Genomic DNA, 26,481 nt, shown 5'->3' with positions numbered 1-26,481 from the left:
ATCAACAGCAAAATCCTCTAAGCACCATTAAAATTTATAAAAATGATTATTCATCGCTATGGCCTCATGAACGAGGCTTTTTCAACAGATAGAAAATAAAAAGACGTGAGAGAATAGAATTAAGGTAGTAACAGGAATGGTAACAAGAAAAGGTAACCTGATCAGGTTCACAAAACAGGGAAGTAGAGTAGCGCCCAAGTCTTAAAAAAGCGTGGACGCCATTCTTGAATTAAAAAGTTGTAGGCTGAGATTTCTCTGCCTGAATCCGTTGATAAATTTCTTCACGGTGAACAGAAACTTCCTTGGGTGCGTTTACACCAATGCGAACTTGGTTGCCTTTAACTCCCAGTACTGTGACTGTTACCTCATCGCCTATCATGAGTGTTTCACCAACTCGACGAGTCAGAATAAGCATTCTTTGCTCCTTGAAAATTTAAAAGAGTCGGGTCTCTAGGTTTCCCCGCTATTATCCATCAAACACCGTGAAAACGTAAAGCAATGATATCTACTTAAAGTATAAGCAGTTTTGAACACATTTCCTATATCTATAGGATAGCTAAAATATAAGTATGTGCCCAACATTTCAACAATTTCACAACAAAAAACATCGGCATCATAAAAAAAGCACTTTCATGATGCCGTTACTGTCACGGCGATACCAACTATAACCGCAATGTTACCCACTCTTCTACACTAGCCAATGCCGAAGGAAGAGCAGTTACATCTGTCCCGCCAGCCTGAGCCAGATCAGGACGGCCTCCTCCTTTACCTCCAACTTGTTGGGCAACGAAAGAGATTAAATCACCTGCTTTTATTCTAGCAGTCAAATCCTTTGTTATACCAACAATTAGGCTGACTTTATCACCAGTCACTGTAGAAAGCACAATAATTGCCGATCCCAACTGATTTTTCAGATCATCAACCATTGTTCTGAGCATTTTAGGTTCAACATCACCTAATTGTGTCACCAGTAAACGAACACCTTGGATCTCTTTAGCCTGATTAGCCAAAGAAGAGCTTTCCTGAGCTGCTTGCTGAGATTTCAGTTGTTGCAACTCTTTTTCCAACTGTTTCGTTCTGTCCAGTGTCGTTTTCACTTTCTCATTCAGGCTACTAATATCACCTTTCACCAGATGAGCAATGTCTTGCAGTAAATCAGTTTGCTGATAAATTGAGTTCAGTGCAGTTTGCCCCGTAATGGCTTCAATACGGCGAATTCCTGCTGCTGTACCTGATTCACTGGATATACGGAACAACCCAATATCACCTGTGCGACTTGCATGAGTACCACCACATAATTCGGTAGAAAAGCCCCCCATGCTCAGTACACGAACTTTTTCATCATACTTCTCGCCAAACAGTGCCATGGCACCTTTAGCTTTTGCTTCTTCCAGCTCCATTAATTCTGTAACAACTGATGAATTTTTGCGAATTTCTTCGTTCACCAGATTTTCTACCTGACGAATCTGCTCTGGCTTCATTGCTTCAAAGTGAGAGAAGTCAAAGCGCAGGTATTTATCATTGACTAAAGAACCTTTCTGAGAAACATGCTCTCCCAGAATCTTACGCAATGCTGCATGCAGCAAATGGGTTGCAGAATGGTTCAAACGGATTGCATTTCTGCGTACCACATCAATTTCAGCATTGACTGTATATTTAACGCTCAAACTACCACTTGTCAATTTACCAATGTGGCCGATTGCCTGAGCATATTTCTGAGTATCAGTAACTTCGAAGATACCATTGCCATTCAGCAACTGTCCTGTATCTCCAACCTGCCCGCCTGATTCAGCATAGAAAGCCGTTTTATCAAGTATAACGATCGCCTCTTCGCCTGCATGAATTTGTTCAACAGATTCGCCATTACGGAAGATAGCGGTAATAGCAGCCTGCTGTGAATTATGTTCATAACCACAAAAATCACTTCGACCGTCAACTTTGATCAATTCATTGTAGTCTGTACCAAAACCACTGGATTCACGAGCACGACGACGTTGGTTTTCCATCGCTACATCAAAACCAGCTTCATCAACTTTGATATTTCTTTCACGGCAAACATCCGCAGTCAAATCAACCGGAAAACCATAGGTATCATACAAACGGAAAGCAGTTGCACCGTCCAGGGTATCGCCGGACAATTTCGCCAATTCTTCATCCAGTAACTGTAAACCACGATCCAAGGTACGGGCGAATTGTTCTTCTTCAGTTTTCAATACCTGCTCAACCAAAGACTGCTGTTTTTTCAGCTCTTCACCAGCAGCGCCCATCACCTTAATCAATGGAGCAACTAATTTATAGAAGAAAGTATCTTTTGCACCGAGCATATTGCCATGACGGACAGCACGACGAATAATGCGGCGAAGTACGTATCCACGGTTCTCATTGGATGGAATAACACCATCACAAATCAAGAACGCACATGCCCGGATATGATCTGCAACAACGCGCAGAGATTTATTAGTGAGATCTGTCGCTCCCGTCACTTCTGCAACTGAAGCAATTAGATTCTGGAATAAGTCAATTTCGTAGTTAGAGTTGACGTGCTGCAATACTGCGGCGATACGCTCCAGCCCCATACCGGTATCAACTGAAGGTTTTGGCAGTGGTTCCATTGTACCATCAGCATGGCGATTGAATTGCATGAAGACAATGTTCCAGATTTCAATATATCTGTCACCGTCTTCTTCTGGGCTACCTGGAGGGCCTCCCCAAATGTGGTCACCATGGTCATAGAAAATTTCTGTACAGGGGCCACAAGGGCCGGTGTCACCCATTTGCCAGAAGTTATCTGACGCATAAGGGGCACCTTTGTTATCGCCAATGCGAATAATTCTTTCTGTTGGAACACCGACTTCTTTATGCCAAATATCATAGGCTTCATCGTCTGTCTCATAGACAGTAACCCACAGTTTTTCTTTTGGCAGATTAAACCATTCTTCGCCGGTCAATAGCTCCCATGCGTATTTGATGGCATCTTGTTTAAAATAATCGCCAAAACTGAAGTTACCCAACATTTCGAAGAAAGTATGGTGACGTGCTGTATATCCCACATTTTCTAAATCGTTATGTTTACCACCAGCACGAACGCAGCGCTGAGCCGTTGTTGCTCTGGAATAAGGCCTTTTATCCAATCCAAGAAAAACATCTTTGAACTGGTTCATCCCTGCGTTAGTGAACAACAATGTTGGATCATTGTTTGGCACCAACGAACTACTTGGTACTATCTGGTGCCCTTTAGTATGAAAAAAGTCAAGAAACGCTTGACGGATCTCAGCGGTGCTTTTGCTCATAATTGTCCCGAAATCAAGCTGAAAAAACAGATTTATGAATGGTTGAGATGGTATATCACATTACCATTTCCACTCACGAATAAATTAAAGTGGGGTTAAGATAGAATGTCTTCCATTAGAAGTAAAATCCCATATAAATCCATTCGCTTTTCAGCATTGTAATTCGTCTGGGCATTTTCTGAAAGTCCGTTCGTTAGGCCAGTTTCGATACACCTGTTTCAAGGATGTTCATTTCCTATAAAAAAACCACACCCTAGATGGATGTGGTTTTGAAAAAGCCAGGTTATTTCTGTGCATTACGGCAGAATAAAGCGTAATTAGAACTCTTCGTTATTTACTTCTTCACCGTTATCTTCATAATCTGTTACATAATCGGAAGCCGCGCTGCTAAAGTCTCCGGTATTATTCAGCAACAGTTCGCGCAGTTTCTTATCTAATTCAGCCGCAGTTTCTGGATGTTCTTTCAGATAAATAGTGGCATTGGCTTTACCTTGCCCAATTTTGTCGCCATTATAGCTATACCACGCACCTGCTTTTTCCACCATTTTGTGTTTAACACCCAAATCGATTAATTCACCGAGTGTGTTAATACCTTCACCATAAAGAATTTGGAATTCAGCTTGCTTAAATGGCGCTGCAACTTTGTTCTTGACTACTTTCACACGAGTTTCGCTGCCAACAACCTCATCACCATTTTTCACAGAACCGGTACGACGAATATCCAAGCGAACGGATGCGTAGAATTTCAGTGCATTACCGCCAGTTGTGGTTTCTGGGTTACCAAACATCACGCCAATTTTCATGCGGATCTGGTTGATGAAGATCAGCAGGGTATTTGAGTTTTTCAAATTACCCGCCAGCTTACGCATGGCCTGACTCATCATACGTGCTGCCAACCCCATATGGGAGTCACCAATTTCACCTTCAATTTCTGCTTTTGGTGTCAATGCAGCAACGGAGTCAACGATAATGACATCAACAGCGCCAGAACGTGATAAAGCATCACAAATTTCCAGTGCTTGTTCACCTGTATCAGGCTGAGAGCACAACAGGTTATCAATATCTACACCCAGTTTTTTGGCATAAACTGGATCAAGGGCATGTTCGGCATCAATAAAAGCACAAGTTCTGCCTTCGCGTTGGGCTGCAGCAATTACTTGTAATGTCAGCGTTGTTTTACCGGAAGATTCAGGCCCGTATATTTCAACGATACGGCCCATTGGCAAACCACCCGCACCCAATGCAATATCCAGTGACAAAGAGCCTGTAGAAATGGTTTCAACATCCATTGAGCGGTTTTCACCCAAACGCATGATGGAACCTTTACCAAATTGTTTCTCAATTTGACCCAGCGCTGCTGCTAGTGCTTTTTGTTTGTTTTCATCGTTAGCCATGTTTACTCCTTCGCAAGCAATGAAGGGGCTGCCCCACTGCTGATAAACTGTTTCTGATACCAAAGTGCCATATGATTATACTGTATAATCATACAGCATCAAGCTAATTTTTTACGATTTCTTCCAACAATGTTGTTAAAGAAAAAATAACAGCCTGTAGACGCACTGCATTGCGATCACCCACAAAATGTTGATGATGTACTACAGTCTGTATGCTTCCATTTACATGAAAAGCAAAGCCGAACCAAACTGTGCCTGGCGGTTTTTCTTCACTGCCACCATCTGGCCCGGCAATACCACTGACAGAAACAGCAAAATCCGCTTTAGCAGCTTTTAGTGCCCCTTCGGCCATCTCTTTTACGACCCGTTCGCTGACTGCACCAAACTGTTCGAGTGACGCCAGTGAAACACCCAGCATTTCATGTTTAGCATTATTACCGTATGTCACGAAACCGCGATTAAAATAGGCTGAACTTCCTGCAATATCTGTGATCACTTTGGCAATCCAGCCCCCTGTGCAGGATTCTGCACAGGTCACGGATAATTTTCTCTGTGTTAATCTCTTTCCCAGTTCAATACTAAGCTGATACAGGATTTTTTCATCCATAACAGGCCTTCAATGCTATAAGAAATTAATTTTTCCGAAACAGATCCCAAATCCATAGTCCCCCTATTGCCAAGGAGAGCAAGATCCCAAAACCAATGCCAACCGCAACGGCTGAGGCACCAAAGCTAATGGAAATCAAATACAGCCCCAGCATAACCAGCATGGCACTATTTTCACCAAGGTTTTGTACAGCAACGGCTTTACCTGCTCCCATAGAATGTTTTCCATGTTCTTGCAATAACGCATTTAATGGAACAACAAATAGTCCACCAAATGTGCCGAGGGCTATCAAAATCAGGTAGGAAAACCCTATTGATTGCTGAGTGACAAAAAGAATAACCATAATGCCAATCAGAATGCCTGCTGGCATACAACGGCGCACAGTTTTCAATGTAATAAACTGTGCAGCCAGACCAGCACCAACAATGATACCAATAGCGACTACAGCATTCATCAATGTAGGTGTAGTATTTCCCTCTATTCCCAGAACAACGGGAACCCAGGCAACCAACAGGAATCGCAGTGTGACACCTGCCCCCCAAAATAAACTGGTGCCAACCAATGAAAATCTCGTGTCCTGATTACGCCAAAGTGAAGCACAAACCGAGATAAAATCCACCAGCATTTTTTTGGGATTCCAGCCTTTTCCTTGGCGGGCGGCATCCAAACGGGGAATATAGAAATTCGCCACAACTGCAGCAGCATACAACGATGCACAAAGCCCTAATGCCCATATCAGGCCAGCGTCAGAAAGGAATCCGCCAGCAACTGAGCCAATCAAAATAGCAGCTATGGTCGATGCTTCCATCATCCCATTGGCTTTTACCAAACGTCCGCCATTTGTCAATTCACCCAAGATCCCATACTTAGCAGGAGAATAAGCCGCCGCACCAATTCCCACTAAGGCATATCCCAGAAACGGATTCATATCGATGCAGATACTGATGGCTCCAAGCAATTTAACGCTATTGGAAAAGAGCATGACGCGCCCTTTTGAAAACCGATCAGCAATTTGCCCCACAAAGGGGGCAAGTACAATATAGGTCAGTACGAAGACAATTTGCAGGGCAGGCAGACTCCATTCTGGGTAAGCCTCAGCCTTTAATTGAGCCAGGATGGCAAAGAATAGCGCATTGTCAGCAAAAGCAGAGAGAAATTGCGATAATAATACTGCTTTCATACCCCGATTTAACAGTGGTTGTGTTTCCACAGTACCATTCATTTCCTTACTCCCATGTTTCCTTACTCCTGTTCGGCCATTTTGTTTAATGTGACAAAATCTGGCTTGCCACTACCAAGCAAAGGAAGTTGCTTGATATAACGAATGTCTCGTGGAACCGCCAACTCAGGCATTCCCATTTCACGGGCTATTCCCAGCATTGCATTTCTATTCAAATTGGTATCTGTTGTGAACAGGACCAGCGCTTCACCTTTACTTTGATCACTCTTGGCGGTTGCTGCATGTAGCGCATCAATGGAAACCCTTGATGCGATTTGCTCTACCGCTTCAAGAGAAACCATTTCTCCCGCCAATTTAGCAAAGCGCTTCACACGCCCTTTAATCGTACAGAAGCCTTCTTCGTCAATCGAAACGATATCTCCAGTGTCATACCAACCGATTTGGTTATTCCCTACAGCATCTTCTGCCGATGGTGGCTCCAAACGCTCAGGTGCTTCGACACGCAAATAACCTTTCATGACATTCGGCCCACGTAACTGTAAGCGTCCTCCGTCTTCGATACCCTGTACAGGCAGTAAACGTGCCTCTATTCCCGGTAAAATCCGACCGACGCTTCCCATTTTTGCTGCCATTGGTACGTTGATCGCAACAACAGGTGCACACTCTGTCACACCATAGCCTTCCAAAATACGAATACCGAATTTATCCTGCCAAACACGTTTAGTATTTTCTGACAGTTTTTCTGCGCCAGCCACCACATAGCGCAACCGGGCAAAATCATAAGGATGTGCAAAGCGGGCGTAATTACCCAAAAAAGTCGAAGTTCCGAACAACACGGTGCAGTTGCGATCATAAATCAACTCAGGTACAACACGGTAATGCAGTGGGCTTGGATAAAGGAATACCCGGCTGCCTGTCATTAACGGAGTAAGTAAACCGACTGTCAGACCAAAGGCATGAAACAGTGGTAAGCAGGACATAAAACGGTCTTGAGGAGTAAAATCAGCAATTGTTTTTATCTGCTCAACGTTAGCCAGTAAGCTAGTGTGGCTATGAACAACCCCCTTTGGCGCTCCTTCTGAACCTGACGTAAACAGGATCAAAGCATCATCTTCCGGCTTTTGCGAAGTCATGATGGCTTTGGAAGGGAAAATCAGGTGCCACAGTATCCATAGTTTATCATCCCGAGTGATGCTGTCTTTTAAATCCTCAAGATATACCCAATTCGCTTCTGTCACCTGTTCTGGCAAGTGAGTCAATTGCCCTTTTTCCAGAAATTGGCGAGAGGTTACGATGGTTTTAATGGTTGCTGCCTGCATGGCATTTTTAATGCCGCTGCTTCCTGCCGTATAGTTCAACAGCGCAGGTATCCGCCCTTTCAACGAAGCACCATAAATGGCAGCCGCCATCACAGTTGCATTCGGCAGCAGCAAACCAACCCGTTCACCTTCTTTTGTAAAGCGTTCTAAAATCCGGCTGACGCCTAATATTTTTTTCAATAATGAGTGATAGCTGTCTTCCTTGAGATTCACATCCTCAATACAAGGTTTAAAACGACCAAAGCGTTTTTGTGCAGCCAGGTAAGCACTAAACAACGTTTCTTTTGGACGTGTCTGCATTCTCACATCCATCATGATGGCATGAAGATGCTCTCCAGCTAAACGGCGGCGTGTTGTAGAGTCAGGTGCATCCGGCATCGGCAGATCAACGGCCGGTAAAATTTTAATGGTGATTTTCGGGAACCAATGCAGTTTCATTATTCCTTTCAATCGCCCAAAAATGGTTTGTTCCGCGCCATCAATACGAATCGGAACCACCTTTGCACCTGATTTAGCTGCAATAAACGCAGCACCATCATAGATTTTCATAAGGGAGCCGGTCACAGTGATCCTTCCTTCCGGAAAAATCACAATCGGACGCCCTTTCTCCACTTCATTAACTAATGTCCTGACAGCCATCGGATTGGTTGGATCCAGAGGTACAACATCCGCATAGGATTTGATGAATTTGAGAAAACCACGGGTCGCGATATTAGAATAGATAGCGAATACTGGTTTTACTGGCAAGAACAACCCAATTAAAAGACCATCCAGAAATGAAACGTGATTGGGTGTAATAATACATTTTGGATGTTTAAACTGCTTATCATCGCCTTCTACTGTGACACGAAAAAGCACACGAATAAGTAACCGTATAAAATTTAAGAGCATATCCATATCTCAATATAATTAAATAAAATTAAAGTGAGTAAGTAGAATGATACTATAAGTTGTATAAGCAATCTGACATATAGGATTTACCTGCCATATGAGAAATAAACCTAAAAGACCTCGATATATCAGATAATTTTATTTTTTCTGGTTCAAAATGTAAGATTTAACACTAAAGACGATATCTTCTGTTGTAAGGCTGGCATCAACAATGAAGTCTGCACACTCATGATATAGCGGCTCCCTTTCAACCAATACCGCTTCTATTTCTTCTGTGATGGATTTTCCTGTCAGGCTGGGGCGCTGTGAGTTTTCTGGATTGAGGGATAACCGCCTGGCTAACACTTCTGCGGACGTCTGCAAATAAATCACCGTGCCATTCTGCTGCATATAAAGGCGATTTTCTGGTGCCAGAACCATTCCCCCACCCGTGGAAATGACATGTTCACGTTGACTCACCGTTTTCAGTATCTGGCCTTCCAGTTTTCTGAAATATTCCCAACCATTTTGTTCAACAAGATCAGCAATACTCATTTGACTGGAGCTCTGGACACTCTCATCAGTGTCAACAAATTTATACGACAATGCTTCAGCTAACAACTTACCTATTGTCGTCTTCCCTGCACCTCGTGCACCTACGATGAATAGAGTTTGTTTCATTTTGCTGTTTTCCTGAAGGATATGTGAAATTAAGTCTAAACATGGAGTATAGTAACTAAATATTTACACCAGTGTAAAAAGTATTTTTTATTGAACAAAAAGTCACACTTAATCCTAAGTGTGACTACATAATCCAATGAGTTTTAACTAAAACAGAACTTATCAGCGGCGAGGTAAATAATCGCCATAACCAATCCATTTATATGTTGTCAGTGCATCGAGCCCCATTGGGCCTCTGGAGTGTAATTTTTGCGTACTGACAGCTACTTCAGCCCCTAAACCAAATTGACCACCATCAGTAAAACGGGTACTTGCATTTACATATACAGCGGCTGAATCTACCCGATGTACAAAATAGTCAGCCTGTTGCAAAGACTCAGTCAATATCGCGTCAGAATGAGCCGTACCATAAGTGCGGATATGGTCAATCGCTTGATCAATATTGCTGACAATCTCCACATTCATATCCAGTGACAGCCATTCATCACAGTAATCTTCCTCTACCACCCCGACAACGGTTGCAGGGCCGTTTTTCAGCAATGTCATTGCGGATTCACCGGCATGTAATGTCACTCCCTGCTCTTTCATTTTTACACTTAAGATTGGCAGGAAATCAGCCGCAATTTTCTCATGCACCAACAAGGTTTCCAATGAATTACAGGCGCTTGGACGTTGCACTTTCGCATTAGTGATAACTTCCAATGCTTTTTCGATATTGATGTTTTCATCTACAAATGTGTGACAAACACCAATTCCCCCGGTAATCACCGGAATGGTAGATTGTTCACGACACAGTTTATGCAGTCCAGCGCCACCGCGAGGGATCAACATATCAACATAGCGATCCATTTTCAGCAATTCAGCCACCAACTCACGATCCGGTTTACTGATAGCCTGAACCGCAGCCGCAGGTAACCCGCTTTGTTCCAGTGCTTGCTGAATCACTTTAACCATGGCCTGATTAGTATGATGAGTTTCTTTACCACCGCGCAATATTACCGCATTGCCGGTTTTCAGACACAATGATGCGACATCAATAGTGACATTCGGACGGGCTTCATAAATTACGCCAATGACTCCCAGAGGAACACGGCGACGGCTCAATTGCAATCCATTATCCAATAATTGCCCATCCATCACTTGCCCGACAGGATCGGCCAAACGACAGACCTGACGCACATCATTAGCGATAGCATTCAAGCGCTCAGATGTCAGCAATAACCTATCGAGCAATGCGTCATTCATACCCTGTTCACGGGCTTGGTTCATGTCTTGCTGGTTGGCAGCAAGAATAACCTCACTTTCAGTCTCTAATAAATCAGCAATGTGATTCAATGCCTGATTTTTCTGGCTGGTACTTAACTGAGCCAATTGCCATGATGCTGTTTTGGCTGCTTTTCCCATCTGCTCTAGCATGGTGGAATCCTTTACTCACGATCAATTAAGATCTATCAATTATGATCAATTAACTTACGATCAAATCGTCACGGTGAACCGCAACAGCGCCATATTCATATCCCAGTATCTGGCTGATTTGCTGTGAATGATGACCTGCAATCAAACGTAAGGCGTCACTGTTGTAGCGGCAAACACCATGAGCCAAATCCTTACCGGATAAGCTAAGAATACGAATGACTTCACCACGGGAAAAATCACCTTTAACGTTTTTTATCCCTTTGGGTAACAATGAACTGCCTTTTTCAAGAATGGCGGCTTCTGCACCATGATCGACAATGATTTCTCCGGCAGGAGGTGCGCCAAAGATCCAGCGCTTACGATTTTCCATCGGGCTGGCTTGACCATGAAAACGTGTACCTACTAGTTTTCCTTGAATGACATCGGCAATAACGTCTGGTTTATTGCCAGCCGCGATGATGACATCGATTCCTGCACGCCCGGCAACACCAGCGGCCTGAAGTTTTGTCGCCATTCCCCCTGTGCCCAAACCTGAAACACTGTCTCCGGCCATCATTTTCAATTCATCGCTGATGTCATGTACTTCAGAGATCAATTCCGCATCAGGATTGTTGCGAGGATCCGCAGTATAAAGTCCTTCGATATCTGTCAGGAGCAATAATTTATCTGCACTGCCCAAAATAGCCGCTAACGCAGAAAGGTTATCATTATCACCCACTTTAATCTCCGCTGTCGCAACGGCATCATTTTCATTAATAATGGGAACAATGTGGTTATCAAGCAGTGCCTGAAGTGTATCTCTTGCGTTCAAGAAGCGTTCACGATCTTCCAAGTCCGCACGGGTTAGCAACATTTGCCCGACATGGATACCATAAATCGAGAAAAGCTGCTCCCATAATTGAATCAGACGGCTTTGCCCGACTGCTGCCAGCAACTGTTTTGACGCGATTGTAGCGGGAAGATCAGGATATCCTAAATGCTCACGTCCGGCCGCAATCGCGCCGGAAGTCACAATAATAATGCGGTGGCCTTTTTCATGCTGTTGAGCACATTGGCGAACCAGCTCTACAATGTGAGCACGATTCAAACGACGAGAGCCACCAGTCAATACACTCGTCCCCAGTTTCACAACCAATGTTTGGCTGCCATTCATCATATTTCTGCCATTACAGTTATTTGAAAAAACAATTTGAAAAAGCAATATGCTTAAGAAAACCACGCACTTAAAAAACAATATTTAGTTTTAACAGGAGAGAAGCGTTATGCCAACTGACATAACGCAAAATTTAAAAAAAGCGGGCTTAAAACAGACTTATGCTATCACTTGCGTCTGAAGAGTGATCGTATTATCGGATGGGATTAACGTAAGATTGAGCGTTTCAAAAGAATCAGCCAGACGTTTATGAAACGTCTGCAAGGTCGACTCAAGATGCTCCAGATCAGCCTTTTTTTTGATATTCATGGCACACCATTCACCATTTTTATCAAATAAGCCTATCTGATAGTTATAAATAAAACCTTGCTCCTGTGCCTCTAATTCCAACCACCATCCCCAGAATTCACGTTTTTCTGGCGCCGCTTTTGCACTGACACAAACCGCCAGACAGTCAAAGAAAAAATAACCGTTTTGGCATTTTAATTCACGTACATACGGCCCTAATGCAGAAAAACTCTTTAACAACTTATTTTTAGAATAACTTGCGGGCAAAGTCATACAAAGGTCTCCTTATATACAGAACACCTTTGTATCAAATGATTAAAAAATATCAAGTAATAAATTTTGTTTTATACAACTTTATCTTTTAACCATACACTTATTTCGTGTAAAGCCTTATTGAAACCACTATAAACGGATGTAGCAGGAATAGCCCGTAATGAGCCATCCATTGATGACATGGCAATCAATTTTGAGTCTTTTCTTGGGCTGAAAATATCGTCTTCCCAATACACTGAAAACATTGGAACAGTACAGCGTCGTCCCAACAATCCTTGATTTTTCAAGGAATAACAACTCAGCTCTGAACGCAGTCTCTCTTCATCAACGTGGTAAATGCCCAATCGGCTAGCCAGCACATCAATATACATTGACGGAATTTTCTGCTGTAATTTCTTATCATGCAGTAATTCATGAACAATCGGGCCTACCACCGCAACCCCTTTAATAAGTTTTGGCTCCAGATAAGCAAGACGAACAGCAATATTTGCACCAAAACGAAAACCAAACACACCGATACAGGTATGATCAATCCACGGTATGGTATTCAGTTGTTGCAGAATTTGTTGATGAAGCGTGCAGGTATCCTGTGTCAATGTAAATTTGGCTGAATAACCAACAGAAGGCATATCCACCGTCAACATGGCAAAACCGAGAGGCGCAAAATGCTCGCGGAATAACCGCCAACAATCGCTCTGTACATTATCAAGGCTGGCACAGACTAAGATCGTTGGGCAAGGCCCCTGAACATGGGAAGGAAGATGCAATAGTCCAGTAACATTTTTGCCTTCCTCCAAATGAAATTCCAGTTTTTTCAGCTCATAATCAGAAAAGCGCGCAGCATTTTCATAGGCTTTATTAGCCAACACACTGGCTTGATCGGCCAATTCATCACCACGCAAATGAGGATAAGCAGCAATACTGTAGAGCGTTGCAGCTTTTAACCAACATGTTCCTGCTTTCTCAGCCTCTTCAGCACGCAATGCTTCCTGTTGCCAGTGCATCGCCTGCTGCGACCACTCAAATACCCAATTTCCTTTACGATAGCCGATCACAGTATCCAATAAATGATCAGTACTGCGTTCGGCATCTGTTACGGCAATCCGGCTTAGAACATCTTGAATTTCAAGCGGATTTATTCCCCTCCAGATCCAGGCAAGCCAATTAATCATTCGATACCAACGCTCCTCGCCAAGCGCGCTATCACTGGCATTTATAGACTGTGGGCGAGTGTATTTTACCAGTGTAGAGGTTTCTGGATGCTTAAACCGGGGCTTAAACAGCGACTCTGAAAGGTTTTGTTTAGTCATGACAAAAGAAAAATCTTACTGCTTATCACAAATAGGTGGAACAAACATGACTCCCATATCCCATGGCTGCTCAATCCATGTGTTTTGGGGAATATCAACAACATAATCATCCACAAGAGGACGACCGGCAGGCTTTGCAAAAATTGTTACAAAATGGGCTTTCGGATACATCGCGCGAATGGCCTTTGCAGTTCCTCCGCTATCAACCAAATCATCAACAACGATAAAACCTTCACCGTCTCCTTCCGCTTTTTTCAATACATGCAACTCACGCTGATTATCGTGATCATAGCTGGAAATACAGACAGTATCGACATGACGAATTCCCAATTCACGTGCCAGTAATGCTCCCGGTACAAGACCACCGCGGCTGACAGCAATAATACCTTTCCACTGTTCGACGGGAAGTAAACGTTGTGCCAATTGACGGGCATGTATTTGCAACATATCCCACGTTACAACATATTTTTCACTCATAAAATTTGATCCTGGAAACTAAAGAATATTTCAGAAAAGCGTTTTTTTGCGGAAAAAAGGTTGCGCGAGATTATAGAGATTTGAGCAGACAAAAACCAGTAAAAACAAGGTAAGGCCTCATTCTGACTGCGCATTGCAGATAATAAAATGGTATCCTCAAGCATGGCATGGGCATTGGGATAACGCAAGATGACAAAAGCGCCCTAATGTATCAAACATTACCATTTTCTCACCAAGATATATTTTCTCACCAAAATGTAGTTACAGGAGATTTGCCGTGTCCGAATTATCAACCTTATCACCTCAGCCGCTATGGGATATTTTTGCCCAAATTTGTTCCATTCCGCACCCGTCCTATCATGAAGAAGCACTGGCATCCCACATCATTGAATGGGCAAAAGGCAAAGATTTTCATGTCGAGCGGGATGAAGCCGGCAATATTTTGATCAGAAAACCTGCTTCAAAAGGGATGGAAAATCGCAAGGCCGTCGTTCTTCAGGCGCACCTTGATATGGTTCCACAGAAAAACAATGATACCCAACACGATTTCACAAAAGATCCTATCCGCCCTTATATTGATGGAGATTGGGTGACAGCCGATGGTACAACCCTGGGCTCTGATAACGGTATCGGCATGGCTTCCGCTCTGGCAGTGTTAGCGGATGAATCAGTCAAACACGGCCCATTGGAAGTGCTATTGACCATGACTGAAGAAGCAGGCATGGACGGCGCATTTGGCCTGAAATCCGGCTGGTTACAGGCTGATATTCTGATCAATACCGATTCAGAAGAAGAAGGCGAAATTTACATGGGCTGTGCCGGGGGCATTGATTTTGTCACAACCTTGCCATTGTCCCGTGAAGCTCTGCCAACTGGCTACAAGACTCTGGAACTCACTATTAAAGGATTGAAAGGGGGTCACTCTGGTGGTGATATCCATCTGGGGCTTGGCAACGCCAACAAATTATTGGCTCGCTTTCTGTCAGCACATGCAGATGAATTAGACTTGAAATTAATTCACCTGCAAGGGGGAACCCTGCGCAATGCCATTCCTCGTGAAGGTTCCAGTGTCATTGCAGTTCCAGCCGATAAACTTGAAAAACTGCATCAACTGAAAGATAGCTATCTGGAAACACTGAAAAACGAATATGCGGTCGTTGAAGCTAACCTTACCCTCTTACTGAATGAAACCGAAACATCATCGCAGGCGTTTACGGAAGATTGCCAGATTCGTTTCCTTTCCATGCTCAATACCATGCCTAACGGTGTTATCCGTATGAGTGATGTCGCCGAAGGTGTTGTAGAAACTTCGCTGAACGTCGGCGTTGTGACAATGGATGAGGAAAAAGTCGAAATTATTTGCCTGATTCGTTCGCTGATCGAAACTGGCAAATCTTATGTTGTTGAGATGCTGCATTCTCTGGCAAAACTGTCTGGTGCGAAAACAGTAGCCAGTGGCAGTTATCCGGGTTGGCAGCCTGATGCCAATTCCCCAGTGATGTATTTAGTTCGCGAAACTTACCAGCAACTTTTCGACAAGACACCAAATATTATGGTGATCCACGCTGGTCTGGAATGTGGCCTGTTCAAAAAGCCATATCCTGACATGGACATGGTTTCCATCGGCCCAACCATTCGTGGTGCTCATTCTCCTGATGAAAAAGTTCACATTAAGAGCGTTGGTCAATATTGGCAGTTACTCACCGCGATTCTGAAATCTATTCCGGTTAAAGAGTAAGAAGAGCAATAAAAAGTAACCAAAAACTATATCATCTTTCCCCTGCGATTTGTCGTAGGGGAGATTCAGTTTCCAGATTCTGTTTGTTTATTGACTGCATCTTTATCACTTCAACTTTACCACTCTAATAAAAGCTGGCGTTCCAATTGTGGATCTTGCAGGGTGACATGCAACCCAACTAACCTAACCCCTCTCCCTTCTCTACGAGTTTCCCAGGCTTGTTTTGCAATCTGAATCAAATCGGATTTATCCAATAAAGGGTGAGTATGCTCCTGTGTTGTCAATTGAAAATCATCAAACTTTAATTTGATCCCCTGACGAGCAATGCGCAGATCCGGTTTTACTTTTTCTAATCGTTTTTCCAACTCAGGATAAAGTTTTGCAATCAACTCCACACACTCGTGCCATTCATGAATATCCTGCGCCAACGTTTTTTCCACCCCGACAGATTTACGCAAACGCTCTGGTGTAATCTGCCGTTCGTCAATACCGTGGCAGCGTTCCCAAAGTGATAAACCAAATTTGCCCAAGCTTTTTATTAACGCCAGCTTATCGTAGTGCCGAACATCAGAGCAGGTTTCCAAGCCCATGTCTGACAGACGCTTGGCTGTCACTTTTCCGACGCCGGGAATTTTGCGTAATGGCAACGAATTAACAAAAATTTCTACCTGTTCAGGAGAAATAATATATTGACCATTCGGTTTATTGATATCAGACGCTATTTTGGCTAAAAACCGGACAGGCGCAACACCAGCAGAGGCCGTTAATTGCAATTCATCAAAAATGACCTGACGAATTTCTTGGGCAATTAAGGTAGCGGAACCGTGGCAATAGCGGCAGTCTGTTACATCCAGATAAGCCTCATCCAAAGAGAGGGGTTCAATCAACTCTGTGTAACGGGAAAAAATTTGGCGGATATGTTGAGACACTTCTTTATAAATCGCCATTCGACCAGGAATGACTTTCAATTGAGGGCAGAGTTTTAATGCCATCGCAGTGGACATCGCACTATGAACCCCAAAACGCCGGGCGTGATAATTCGCCGTACTGATTACACCTCTTCGATCAGCACTTCCCCCCACTGCAATAGGAATATTGCGAAGTGATGGATTATCCCTCATTTCAATGGCAGCAAAAAAGCAGTCCATATCAATATGAATAATTTTGCGCATCTGATCTCTCCATGCCAAAACACTGTATAAATATACATAAATGAATTATGAAACTCTAGCTAATTTTTTAGCGCAATTTCAACAGGCTCATCCCCTTGAATGTAAACATAACTCATCAATTTTTTTGATTGACTTGCAGCCACCGCAAAGCATCATGAGTGGTTGAATTAAAACCAAAATATTAAATAAATCGGTTGAATAGCAGTAAAAAAGATGAATAACAGCAAAAAATATTGAGTTGAACAGCCTTACTAAATTAGGCAATATAAAAAACCTGAGATTTACTTAACTTTAGATTAATATTCTATCAATATCACAAAACGCCAATTGAATATATCAATTAGTTTTAGTACAACAGTGACATGAATGAATTTCATATGTAACATTAGCTAAGTTGATCAAGTAGATATACTTTATTAAAAATAATAAGGGTAGTAATGAAAAATAATATGTCATTTTTCCTATATCAAATATCTGATATTTTATTTACATCCTCCACAAGGGCATTTGGCATGCTATTTTCATGGTGGATGATTGAAGTGCTGAATCTCGACTTTCAGCTTGGATGGTTTATCTTTTCGTCATGGTTATTACAAGTCTTATTTCTGGTTTTTATGAGTGATCTTGGCGACAGATTCAATAAAAAAAATATACTATTATGTTGTATCATCCCAACAGCCTTGCTTTTTATTCTTTCTAATTTTATAGATAAAAACCTATACCTTCCTTTAGGTATTATTTATATTTTCGCTTCTATCTCAGCCATACTCATTCAACCGATTGGTACAAGTATCCTTCCAGAAATCAGTGATAAAAATAAATTAGAATCTGCATTTAAATATCGAGGAATTGTTAATTCCGTTAATATTATTCTTGGCCCTGCCATATCTGGGATCGTAATCCACTATTTAAAAATTGATGGCGCTTTAATTTTTATTTCATCAATGGCTATTTCATCCATTATTGGGTTTTACTTTATCAAGGGTAAACAAACCGAAAAACCCCAAAAAAATCATAAAAGTAAGATAGGAAACATTAGAATCATTACTAAAAACCCGACAGAGGCAAGTTTAGTCATTGTTTCCTCCTTTTTTAATTTCACCATAGTTCCATTAGTTACCTATATCACTCCACTTATTATTATAAACGAATTTAAACTGAGCGCCTTACAAGTAGGAATTGCCGAAGCCACATTTGGATTAGGCATGATGATTGGAAGTGTCATTATTATTAAATATATGAATAAGTTATTCTGTAAGGCTCATGGTGCCTTTGTTGCAGCGTTAACAATCTCTGTATGTATAGCCGGGATCTCTACAGCAACATCATTAACCGGACTATGTGTTTATATGTTAATTAGTGGAATAGGGGTGGTCATTTATAACATCAATACCACCTCAATTCGATGCCTTGCAACACCAGAAACTCATCGTAATACAATGGAATCCAAATTTCTCGCTATCTGCATTGTATCAATACCGTTGGGAATGATATCCGCGACATATATTGTAGAAGGCTATGATATAAGAATTTTATTACTCGTCTTTTCTGCTTTAATGGGATTAGTGTCGTTTTTGGTTCTGTTTTCACCAAAGTATATTGAAATATCAAAAATGTCGGAGTCTGAGTTGGATAGCTATTATAGTAAAATTTATCCTAAAGCTTACCATTCAGAAAATGGATAAAAAAATTAATCATTAATGGTAAACGGTTAATTATCTCAGATAGACAAAAGAACGCCTGCGATTCATACAGTGCAGGCGTTTTTCATCATTTAATCTTATCCTCCGCTTGGAAAAATCAATGTCTGCCCCGGTGCTTCGCGATTAAGGTGAATAAAGTTCAGATGCTTTTCATAGTGATCAAGAATGTCGCTGATAATTTGCTCTTTTGTGTAATCCATCAAATCATTACCCTGCGTTCCTTCCATCAGAAACGTTTCCAAACGGTAATAGTAAGACTTGCCAGATCTAGCCCGATAGGTAAATCCGGGTACGGAATAACGTTGTGGCCAAATCTGATAGATAAAATTTTGCTCATCACCCAAATCAACAACCAACTCCAATGGATTTAATCGCCTGTCCTCTTGCGAAGGCAAGGCATGGAACTGAACTTTCGCGCCACGCACGACTAACTCTTTCGCAACTTCCAACATGGCGGGACGACATACCATATCCAGCATCCGTTGAGTATTTTTCGTACCAGGAAAATGCATCATACGGCTTAAGCGCTGCTTCCAATTCAATGATCCATTATCATGCACAAGAGTCGGGGAGGTATTTTGCAATGAACTGGCTTTACGGAAATCTTCTACACGCAAAGATTTATACAATCCCGCCATCACAAAGAAGATCACAAAACTAAAAGGCAACCCCATGATGACCGTTGTATTCTGCAAAGCAGAGATACCATCTGTCATTAGAATACCTAATGTTAATACTCCAATTGCTACAGACCAGAAAATTCGCAGCCAATTAGGGGCATCGTTATTGATATCATTCAGATGAGATGTGAAATTCCCTAAAACCAACGATCCAGAATCCGCGGATGTCACATAAAACAGCAATCCCGTAATCGTGGCTACAGATGCGCTGAATGTGAAGGCCGGATAAAGTGCCAACAAACCATAAAAACCTTGTTCTGGGTGTTGCAGCACTGTTTCGGCCAATTGACGATTACCATGAAGGATTTCATACAACACACTGTTACCAAAAATCGATAACCATAACAGTGTAAAAACAAATGGAATGACTAATGTTCCCATGACAAACTGACGAATGGTTCTGCCACGGGAAATACGCGCCAAAAACAAGCCAACAAACGGCGACCAAGCTACCCACCATGCCCAGAAAAATAGCGTCCAGCTATTCATCCATTCATTCGGGCGCTCAAAGGCAAAGCTATTCAGCGTCATGCCCATGAAACGGCTAATATAATCCCCGACATTCTGTACTAACCCGTTAAGCAAGAATTCAGTATCCCCCACAAACAAGACAAACAGAACCAATCCAAGAGCCAATAGCACATTCAACTCAGATAAAAATCTAATCCCCTTGTTTACACCAGAAGTCACAGAAACAATGGCCATCACCACAGATAATAGTATCAAGCCTCCCTGTACTCCCAAGCCCTGGGGTAATCCAAAAAGTACTTTCAGGCCATAATTCAGTTGTACCACCCCAATTCCCAGTGTGGTTGCAATCCCGAAAATTGTCCCTATCACTGCGGCAATATCCACAGCATGACCGATTGCGCCTTTTATTCGGTTACCGAAGATGGGATAAAGCGCCGAACGAATGGTCAGAGGGAGGTTATAACGATAACTAAAATACCCTAATGCAATTCCCATCAAAGCATACATAGACCAGCCCGTCAGGCCATAGTGGAACAATGTCCATACCATCGCCTGACGAGCTGCTTCAATCGTTTCCCCCTGACCCGTTGGGGGCCGCATATATTGCGTCACAGGTTCAGCCACCGAGAAAAACATCAAATCAATGCCTATTCCAGCAGCAAACAGCATTGCAGCCCAACTGAGTAGACTGAACTCTGGCTTGGATTGCTCCGGCCCTAATTTGATGGAGCCAAAACGGGAGGCAGCAACAAAAATAACAAACACAATGTAAAGCGTAGCAGCGAGTAAGTAGTACCAACCAAAAGTTTTAGAGACCCAACCCAGAGTATTTTTTATCCAGGCACTCGTTGCATCTGTAAAAAAAATCGTGAATAGCGAAAAAATAATAATTAGTCCGGCAGAGGTGAAAAAAACGACAGAGTTCAGCGTGTCCTTCTGAATGTTTTTTGGACTGTCTTGTATGTTCATAGGCAGTTCCTGAAATTATTTGGCGTAGAGAAACAAAAAAGAATAATTGATATAACAGATTGAATTAAAAACAAAATTTAAACCATATTGAATAATTTTAATTGCAGATTGTGAAAATATTGTAATAAAACATATTTAATTTTGATTGAACATTCAATCAAAAAAAAGTTTAATAACCGCCGAATGATTGGTTTTCTGAGCATAAAATCATGCCAAAAATTGGAATGCAGTCGATAAGAAAACAACAACTCATTGATGCAACATTAATCGTCGTCAATGAAGTTGGTATGCAGGAAGCGAGTATTGCGCAAATAGCCCGAAAAGCAGGTGTTTCCAACGGCATTATCAGCCACTACTTCAAGGACAAAAACGGGTTACTGGAAGCCACCATGCGTTACTTATTGCATCAACTGAGAATGGCTGTAGCACGTCGGTTACGCCTGCTGGACAACGCAACGCCCACTCAAAGGTTAAAAGCCATTGTCGAAGGGAATTTTGATCCCAGCCAAATCAACGGCGCTGCAATGAAAACCTGGTTGGCATTTTGGGCAAGCAGTATGCACCAACCCAAACTTTATCGGTTACAACAAATCAATGAACGCCGTTTGTATTCCAATATCTGCGTCGAATTCAAACGCACTCTGCCAAAAACAGAAGCACGGCTCGCGGCACAAGGGCTTGCTGCATTGATTGACGGCATTTGGCTGCGAAGTGCATTAAGCAGTAAGCCTTTTAACCTGGATGAGGCGTTAAAAATCACCATCAATTACATCGAGCAGACTATATCAGACAAAAATAGACGTATCTGATAGGACCTGAGTTCTGGTTTATAACCGCTCTTAAGGAGAATCTATGACCCATTTCGGCTCACAGAAACTTTATATCCACGGTGCTTATGTTGATAGTACCAATTCCAGTAAAACCACTTCCGGCAACGCAACTTTTGATGCAATCAATCCTGCCAATGGTGAGGTTATTGCCCAATTTCAATCTGCAACTGAGCAGGATGTTGATCTGGCTGTCGAAAGTGCCCATAAGGGGCAGAAAATCTGGGCGGCCATGACGGCTGTAGAACGTTCACGGATCTTACACAAGGCAGTGAATATATTGCGTGAACGCAATGATGAACTGGCTGAACTGGAAACACTGGACACAGGAAAACCCCTCTCTGAAACCCAACAGGTTGATATTGTCACGGGAGCTGATGTTCTGGAATATTATGCAGGCTTGATCCCTGCCCTCGAAGGCCAGCAAATTCCCCTGCGTGAATCTTCTTTCGTGTATACGCGCCGTGAACCACTGGGCGTCGTCGCAGGTATCGGCGCATGGAACTATCCCATTCAAATTGCGCTCTGGAAATCAGCACCAGCGCTGGCTGCCGGCAATGCCATGATTTTCAAACCCAGCGAAGTCACTTCCCTCACCGCCCTGAAATTAGCTGAAATTTATACCGAAGCGGGTTTGCCTGATGGTGTATTCAACGTCCTGACTGGTGCAGGTCACGAAGTGGGACATTATTTGGCCATTCACCCAAAAATCGCCAAAATATCTTTTACGGGTGGCATTGCCACTGGCAAAAAAGTCATGGCGGATGCTTCAGGGACAACATTAAAAGAAGTCACGATGGAACTGGGTGGTAAGTCTCCGCTCATCATCTTTGATGATGCCGATCTGGATCGTGCTGCTGATATTGCCATGATGGCAAACTTTTTCAGCTCAGGCCAAGTTTGCACCAATGGGACACGCGTTTTTGTTCCCAAAACCCTGCTTTCACAATTTGAAGCTAAAATTCTGGAGCGGGTTGGACGTATTCGCATTGGTTCACCTCTCGATCCCAACACCAACTTTGGTCCTCTGGTGAGTTTCCCACACATGGAATCTGTTTTGCGCTATATCGACAGTGGCAAAAATGCCAATGCCCGCTTGCTCTGTGGTGGCAACCGCCTGCTGGAAGGCGATTTGGCGAAAGGCGCATTTGTTGCACCAACGGTATTCAGTGATTGTACTGATGACATGCTGGTTACACAGGAAGAAATCTTTGGCCCCGTGATGTGCATCCTGACTTATGAGACGGAAGATGAAGTCATCGCGCGAGCCAATAACACAAAATACGGGCTAGGGGCGGGATTGGTAACGAAAGATCTTTCCCGTGCGCACCGCGTGATCCACCAACTGGAAGCCGGGATCTGCTGGATCAATACATGGGGAGAGTCTCCTGCGGCTATGCCTGTTGGCGGTTATAAACATTCTGGTGTTGGCCGCGAAAATGGGTTGGTCACACTGCAACATTACACACAAATCAAATCAATACAGGTGGAACTGGGCAATTTTGAATCCCTATTTTAATCCATGACTGAAACAGAGGAGATAACAATGGTATTTGATTACATTATTATCGGCGCTGGTTCAGCGGGTAACGTGCTTGCAACCCGCTTGACGGAAGATCCCAATGTCACTGTCCTGCTGCTGGAAGCAGGAGGACCAGATTACCGATTCGACTTCCGTACCCAAATGCCGGCAGCGCTGGCATATCCTTTGCAGGGAACCCGTTATAACTGGGCATATGAAACCGATCCTGAACCCCATATGAACAATCGTCGCATGGAGTGTGGGCGTGGAAAAGGACTGGGTGGATCTTCACTCATCAATGGCATGTGTTACATTCGTGGCAATGCGATGGATTTTGATAACTGGGCAACACAGTCAGGTCTGGAAGACTGGACTTATCTTGATTGTCTGCCCTACTTTCGCAAAGCTGAATCACGGGATATTGGTGAAAATGACTATCACGGCAGTGATGGCCCTGTCAGTGTCACGACCCCCAAGGCGGGAAACAACGAACTCTTTCACGCCATGGTTGAAGCCGGCATCCAGGCCGGATACCCACGTACTGACGATCTGAATGGTTATCAGCAAGAAGGCTTCGGGCCAATGGATCGTACCGTTACCCCTCATGGACGTCGTGCCAGCACAGCCCGTGGTTATCTGGATCAAGCGCGATCACGTGACAATCTCACTATCATTACCCATGCGTTGACTGATACCCTCGAATTTGCAGGAAAAACGGCTGTTGGCGTCAATTTTTACCGAGGCAATAGCTCGACGTTAACACAAGCAAAGGCACGTAAAGAGGTGTTACTTTGTGCCGGTGCGATTGCTTCCCCACAAATTTTGCAACGATCAGGCATTGGCCCTGAAGACGTATTAAACGAGTTCGGCATTCCTGCGGTGCAAATATTGCCGGGCGTCGGGCAAAATCTACAAGATCATCTTGAGATGTACTTGCAGTATGAATGCCTCAAGCCTGTCTCTCTTTATCCCGCATTGAAATGGTATAACCAGCCTCAAATTGGCGCTGAATGGCTATTCAAAGGAACCGGCATTGGTGCCAGCAATCAATTTGAAGCTGGTGGGTTTATTCGTACCAATGGGAAATTTGCCTGGCCAAATATTCAGTTTCACTTCCTACCCGTTGCCATTAATTACAACGGCAGCAATGCTGTCAATCAACATGGCTTTCAGGCTCACGTGGGTTCTATGCGTTCCCCAAGTCGTGGGAGAGTGAAAATTAAGTCACGAGACCCGCGTCAACATCCGAGCATTTTGTTCAACTATATGTCAACGGAGCAAGATTGGCAGGAATTTCGCGATGCTATTCGCATTACACGAGAAATTATGGCGCAGCCCGCATTGGCTCCGTATTGTGGACGTGAAATCAGCCCCGGCGCTGCAATCCAGACAGATGAACAGTTAGATGCCTTTATTCGCGAACATGCCGAAACAGCATTTCACCCATCATGCAGTTGCAAAATGGGAACAGATGAAATGGCTGTCGTGGATGGTCAGGGACGTGTGCATGGCGTTGAAAACTTGCGTGTTATTGATGCTTCCATTATGCCGGAAATCATAACGGGTAATTTGAATGCCACGACGATTATGATGGCAGAAAAAATTGCCGATAACATTCGTGGGATCTCTCCCCTGCCACGTAGTCAGGTGAAATATTATGTTGCTAATGGTGCCCCGGTTCGCCAGTCAGTAAAAAATAACTAATAAATTTCTTTTCGCGATATGGAATAAAACTCTAATACGGGAAATTGAGAGAATTATGCAGCAGGTTTATATGGTATTGTTTGCACATTCATTTTTCCCGTATTAATACTCAAAATAGAAATAATTATCGCTTTCCGATATTAATTCTTTCGGGACTCATCAGGAAAAATAATCATGTCAAATCTAATATCATAAAAATATGCTCTGCGCCTTCCTCCAAATAAATTTCCCCCTGGACCTGGTAACCAAGGCTTTCATAAAATGGCTGAGCATGACATTGTGACGATAATCCAATGGTTGTCACTTTATTTTTTCGCCCATAGTCCTCAATAAACTTCATAACATCACGACCAATTCCCTGTCCACGGTAATCTTTCAATACCGCGACCCGCCCAACCTTAAGCATATTATCATCTTGCAGGATCGCCCGTAATACACCTATTGGCTTTTCATCATCAAATATCACCACATGTAAGGCAATATCATCATATTCGTCAATATCAATTTCGGCGTCAAATCCCTGCTCATCCGTAAATACCTGTTGGCGAATAGAAAAGGCTTGTTCTATCAACACGGAATCCTGTCTTCCTATGCTGTGTTTTATTTTCATTATTGTATCCTGAGTCTGTTTTTCAGATTTCTATAAACTACTTTTAAACAGATAATTAAGTCAAGCCAGAAAGAGATAAAAATTATTTAGCTGAAATCATGTAAAAAAATAAGGGTGATCATTTACAGATCACCCTTCTGGTATTATTTATTTCACTCTACAGCTTATTCAACCGATAAATTATTTTTCTTCTTTTTTACCACTTTTGTCTTTAGGGCTATTGATTAAATCATCCGTTTTTTTATCGGTTTCAGGTTTTATTTCTTCCGTTTTAGATTTTATTCCATCTGAAAGCTGATTAATCTTGTCGGTGGCCTGATGTTGTATATCCTCCGTTTTCGATTTCATTCTATCTATCATATCATTTGCTGTCTTGGCCGCCTGATTCTGGACATCTGCTGCCTTAGACTTCATTTGCTCAGTGATATCATTGACAGAATGAGTAACCTGGTTTTGCAATTCCTTAGATTTATCCACCATACCATGACTCTCACTCGGGGCTTTTTCCTTTAACCCCTGTGGTTTCTCTTTCGCACTGTCCAATATCTCTGTGGATTTCTGTTCAGTATCGGTTTTCATTTGTGCGGCCTTATCTTCGGCTTGCTGTGCAACATCTTCTGTCTTTTTAGAAGCATCATCACAACCAGCAATCAGTACCACGATACCTGCCAAGATAAGAGAACTAAGTATCTTTTTCTTCATTGACTAACCCCTTGCACTTACGGAAATGACCTCGCCAATGAGTGTTCTGGCTATTCTGTGCCACAACATCCCATAAGCACTTTGATCTCATCGCCAACACTAGTCAGCATCTGAGAAGGCGTAAC

At 42.9% G+C, this 26,481-nt stretch carries 21 protein-coding genes; 5 read left to right on the top strand and 16 right to left on the bottom strand.

The annotated features are described in order from the left end of the window. Positions 1 to 229 precede the first annotated feature (229 nt). The 12 genes from csrA to gpt all read right to left on the bottom strand — a co-directional run bounded on the left by csrA (position 230) and on the right by gpt (position 14,258). The gene (gene csrA, locus Xenpb_RS03735) at positions 230 to 415 is read right to left on the bottom strand and encodes a carbon storage regulator CsrA (protein WP_010845367.1); all 186 of its coding nucleotides are present in this window, start codon (positions 413 to 415) and stop codon (positions 230 to 232) included. Positions 416 to 662: 247 nt separating this feature from the next. Further along, the gene (gene alaS, locus Xenpb_RS03730) at positions 663 to 3,290 is read right to left on the bottom strand and encodes an alanine--tRNA ligase (protein WP_187653159.1); all 2,628 of its coding nucleotides are present in this window, start codon (positions 3,288 to 3,290) and stop codon (positions 663 to 665) included. Positions 3,291 to 3,607: 317 nt separating this feature from the next. Continuing rightward, positions 3,608 to 4,684 (bottom strand): recombinase RecA, encoded by a 1,077-nt coding sequence (recA, locus tag Xenpb_RS03725; RefSeq protein ID WP_099114712.1) that lies wholly within the window; start codon positions 4,682 to 4,684, stop codon positions 3,608 to 3,610. A 103-nt stretch (positions 4,685 to 4,787) separates the two neighbouring features. Further along, a complete protein-coding gene (gene pncC / locus Xenpb_RS03720; RefSeq protein WP_187653158.1) occupies positions 4,788 to 5,291 on the bottom strand; it encodes a nicotinamide-nucleotide amidase in 504 nt (167 codons plus the stop codon). 25 nt (positions 5,292 to 5,316) lie between these two features. Next, complete coding sequence (lplT, locus tag Xenpb_RS03715; RefSeq protein ID WP_187653157.1) at positions 5,317 to 6,513, bottom strand: lysophospholipid transporter LplT; 1,197 nt, start codon at positions 6,511 to 6,513, stop codon at positions 5,317 to 5,319. 20 nt (positions 6,514 to 6,533) lie between these two features. Continuing rightward, positions 6,534 to 8,681, bottom strand: a complete 2,148-nt coding sequence (aas, locus tag Xenpb_RS03710) for a bifunctional acyl-ACP--phospholipid O-acyltransferase/long-chain-fatty-acid--ACP ligase (RefSeq protein WP_187653156.1) — start codon at positions 8,679 to 8,681, stop codon at positions 6,534 to 6,536. A gap of 138 nt (positions 8,682 to 8,819) precedes the next feature. Beyond that, positions 8,820 to 9,341, bottom strand: a complete 522-nt coding sequence (aroL, locus tag Xenpb_RS03705) for a shikimate kinase AroL (RefSeq protein WP_187653155.1) — start codon at positions 9,339 to 9,341, stop codon at positions 8,820 to 8,822. A 162-nt stretch (positions 9,342 to 9,503) separates the two neighbouring features. After that, on the bottom strand, positions 9,504 to 10,757 hold the full coding sequence (gene proA, locus Xenpb_RS03700; protein ID WP_187653154.1) for a glutamate-5-semialdehyde dehydrogenase: 1,254 nt from the start codon (positions 10,755 to 10,757) through the stop codon (positions 9,504 to 9,506). 49 nt (positions 10,758 to 10,806) lie between these two features. Next, positions 10,807 to 11,910, bottom strand: coding sequence for a glutamate 5-kinase (gene proB / locus Xenpb_RS03695; RefSeq protein WP_187653310.1), 1,104 nt, complete (start codon positions 11,908 to 11,910; stop codon positions 10,807 to 10,809). Between the two features lie 159 nt (positions 11,911 to 12,069). Next, a complete protein-coding gene (crl, locus tag Xenpb_RS03690; protein ID WP_187653153.1) occupies positions 12,070 to 12,471 on the bottom strand; it encodes a sigma factor-binding protein Crl in 402 nt (133 codons plus the stop codon). A 71-nt stretch (positions 12,472 to 12,542) separates the two neighbouring features. After that, on the bottom strand, positions 12,543 to 13,781 hold the full coding sequence (gene frsA / locus Xenpb_RS03685; RefSeq protein WP_187653152.1) for an esterase FrsA: 1,239 nt from the start codon (positions 13,779 to 13,781) through the stop codon (positions 12,543 to 12,545). 15 nt (positions 13,782 to 13,796) lie between these two features. Continuing rightward, complete coding sequence (gpt, locus tag Xenpb_RS03680; RefSeq protein WP_187653151.1) at positions 13,797 to 14,258, bottom strand: xanthine phosphoribosyltransferase; 462 nt, start codon at positions 14,256 to 14,258, stop codon at positions 13,797 to 13,799. Between the two features lie 277 nt (positions 14,259 to 14,535). On the opposite strand from gpt, the gene pepD reads away from it, so the two are divergent. Further along, positions 14,536 to 15,996, top strand: a complete 1,461-nt coding sequence (gene pepD, locus Xenpb_RS03675) for a beta-Ala-His dipeptidase (RefSeq protein WP_187653150.1) — start codon at positions 14,536 to 14,538, stop codon at positions 15,994 to 15,996. A gap of 116 nt (positions 15,997 to 16,112) precedes the next feature. Here pepD and dinB read toward each other — a convergent pair whose 3' ends face one another. Then, the gene (gene dinB / locus Xenpb_RS03670) at positions 16,113 to 17,168 is read right to left on the bottom strand and encodes a DNA polymerase IV (RefSeq protein ID WP_187653149.1); all 1,056 of its coding nucleotides are present in this window, start codon (positions 17,166 to 17,168) and stop codon (positions 16,113 to 16,115) included. Positions 17,169 to 17,590: 422 nt separating this feature from the next. On the opposite strand from dinB, the gene Xenpb_RS03665 reads away from it, so the two are divergent. Further along, positions 17,591 to 18,853 carry an MFS transporter gene (locus tag Xenpb_RS03665; protein ID WP_368666795.1) on the top strand — a complete coding sequence of 421 codons (1,263 nt, stop codon included), beginning with the start codon at positions 17,591 to 17,593 and terminating at the stop codon, positions 18,851 to 18,853. Between the two features lie 95 nt (positions 18,854 to 18,948). Here Xenpb_RS03665 and Xenpb_RS03660 read toward each other — a convergent pair whose 3' ends face one another. Further along, positions 18,949 to 20,991 (bottom strand): choline transporter, encoded by a 2,043-nt coding sequence (locus tag Xenpb_RS03660; RefSeq protein ID WP_187653147.1) that lies wholly within the window; start codon positions 20,989 to 20,991, stop codon positions 18,949 to 18,951. A gap of 209 nt (positions 20,992 to 21,200) precedes the next feature. On the opposite strand from Xenpb_RS03660, the gene betI reads away from it, so the two are divergent. From betI to betA, 3 genes are read left to right on the top strand one after another with little or no spacing between them, the layout of a single operon-like run. Further along, on the top strand, positions 21,201 to 21,800 hold the full coding sequence (gene betI / locus Xenpb_RS03655) for a transcriptional regulator BetI (RefSeq protein ID WP_187653146.1): 600 nt from the start codon (positions 21,201 to 21,203) through the stop codon (positions 21,798 to 21,800). A 43-nt stretch (positions 21,801 to 21,843) separates the two neighbouring features. Continuing rightward, the gene (betB, locus tag Xenpb_RS03650; RefSeq protein ID WP_187653145.1) at positions 21,844 to 23,337 is read left to right on the top strand and encodes a betaine-aldehyde dehydrogenase; all 1,494 of its coding nucleotides are present in this window, start codon (positions 21,844 to 21,846) and stop codon (positions 23,335 to 23,337) included. Positions 23,338 to 23,364: 27 nt separating this feature from the next. Next, positions 23,365 to 25,044, top strand: coding sequence for a choline dehydrogenase (betA, locus tag Xenpb_RS03645; protein ID WP_187653144.1), 1,680 nt, complete (start codon positions 23,365 to 23,367; stop codon positions 25,042 to 25,044). A 172-nt stretch (positions 25,045 to 25,216) separates the two neighbouring features. On the opposite strand, the gene Xenpb_RS03640 is transcribed toward betA, so the two are convergent. After that, a complete protein-coding gene (locus tag Xenpb_RS03640; protein ID WP_187653143.1) occupies positions 25,217 to 25,654 on the bottom strand; it encodes a GNAT family N-acetyltransferase in 438 nt (145 codons plus the stop codon). Between the two features lie 180 nt (positions 25,655 to 25,834). Further along, positions 25,835 to 26,356 (bottom strand): YtxH domain-containing protein, encoded by a 522-nt coding sequence (locus tag Xenpb_RS03635; protein ID WP_187653142.1) that lies wholly within the window; start codon positions 26,354 to 26,356, stop codon positions 25,835 to 25,837. Positions 26,357 to 26,481: the final 125 nt, after the last annotated feature.

Origin of the sequence: Xenorhabdus sp. PB62.4 (assembly GCF_014467285.1) — a bacterium.
In the GTDB taxonomy this organism is placed as follows: Bacteria; Pseudomonadota; Gammaproteobacteria; order Enterobacterales; family Enterobacteriaceae; genus Xenorhabdus.
This window is presented reverse-complemented; position numbering and strand designations above follow the sequence as displayed.

Bases quoted from the DNA above. Each gene is read 5' to 3' on its own strand.
- csrA (WP_010845367.1), bottom strand. From the start codon at position 415: ATGCTTATTCTGACTCGTCGAGTTGGTGAAACACTCATGATAGGCGAT.
- alaS (WP_187653159.1), bottom strand. From the start codon at position 3,290: ATGAGCAAAAGCACCGCTGAGATCCGTCAAGCGTTTCTTGACTTTTTT.
- recA (WP_099114712.1), bottom strand. From the start codon at position 4,684: ATGGCTAACGATGAAAACAAACAAAAAGCACTAGCAGCAGCGCTGGGT.
- pncC (WP_187653158.1), bottom strand. From the start codon at position 5,291: ATGGATGAAAAAATCCTGTATCAGCTTAGTATTGAACTGGGAAAGAGA.
- lplT (WP_187653157.1), bottom strand. From the start codon at position 6,513: ATGAATGGTACTGTGGAAACACAACCACTGTTAAATCGGGGTATGAAA.
- aas (WP_187653156.1), bottom strand. From the start codon at position 8,681: ATGCTCTTAAATTTTATACGGTTACTTATTCGTGTGCTTTTTCGTGTC.
- aroL (WP_187653155.1), bottom strand. From the start codon at position 9,341: ATGAAACAAACTCTATTCATCGTAGGTGCACGAGGTGCAGGGAAGACG.
- proA (WP_187653154.1), bottom strand. From the start codon at position 10,757: ATGCTAGAGCAGATGGGAAAAGCAGCCAAAACAGCATCATGGCAATTG.
- proB (WP_187653310.1), bottom strand. From the start codon at position 11,910: ATGAATGGCAGCCAAACATTGGTTGTGAAACTGGGGACGAGTGTATTG.
- crl (WP_187653153.1), bottom strand. From the start codon at position 12,471: ATGACTTTGCCCGCAAGTTATTCTAAAAATAAGTTGTTAAAGAGTTTT.
- frsA (WP_187653152.1), bottom strand. From the start codon at position 13,781: ATGACTAAACAAAACCTTTCAGAGTCGCTGTTTAAGCCCCGGTTTAAG.
- gpt (WP_187653151.1), bottom strand. From the start codon at position 14,258: ATGAGTGAAAAATATGTTGTAACGTGGGATATGTTGCAAATACATGCC.
- dinB (WP_187653149.1), bottom strand. From the start codon at position 17,168: ATGCGCAAAATTATTCATATTGATATGGACTGCTTTTTTGCTGCCATT.
- Xenpb_RS03660 (WP_187653147.1), bottom strand. From the start codon at position 20,991: ATGAACATACAAGACAGTCCAAAAAACATTCAGAAGGACACGCTGAAC.
- betI (WP_187653146.1), top strand. From the start codon at position 21,201: ATGCCAAAAATTGGAATGCAGTCGATAAGAAAACAACAACTCATTGAT.
- betB (WP_187653145.1), top strand. From the start codon at position 21,844: ATGACCCATTTCGGCTCACAGAAACTTTATATCCACGGTGCTTATGTT.
- betA (WP_187653144.1), top strand. From the start codon at position 23,365: ATGGTATTTGATTACATTATTATCGGCGCTGGTTCAGCGGGTAACGTG.
- Xenpb_RS03640 (WP_187653143.1), bottom strand. From the start codon at position 25,654: ATGAAAATAAAACACAGCATAGGAAGACAGGATTCCGTGTTGATAGAA.
- Xenpb_RS03635 (WP_187653142.1), bottom strand. From the start codon at position 26,356: ATGAAGAAAAAGATACTTAGTTCTCTTATCTTGGCAGGTATCGTGGTA.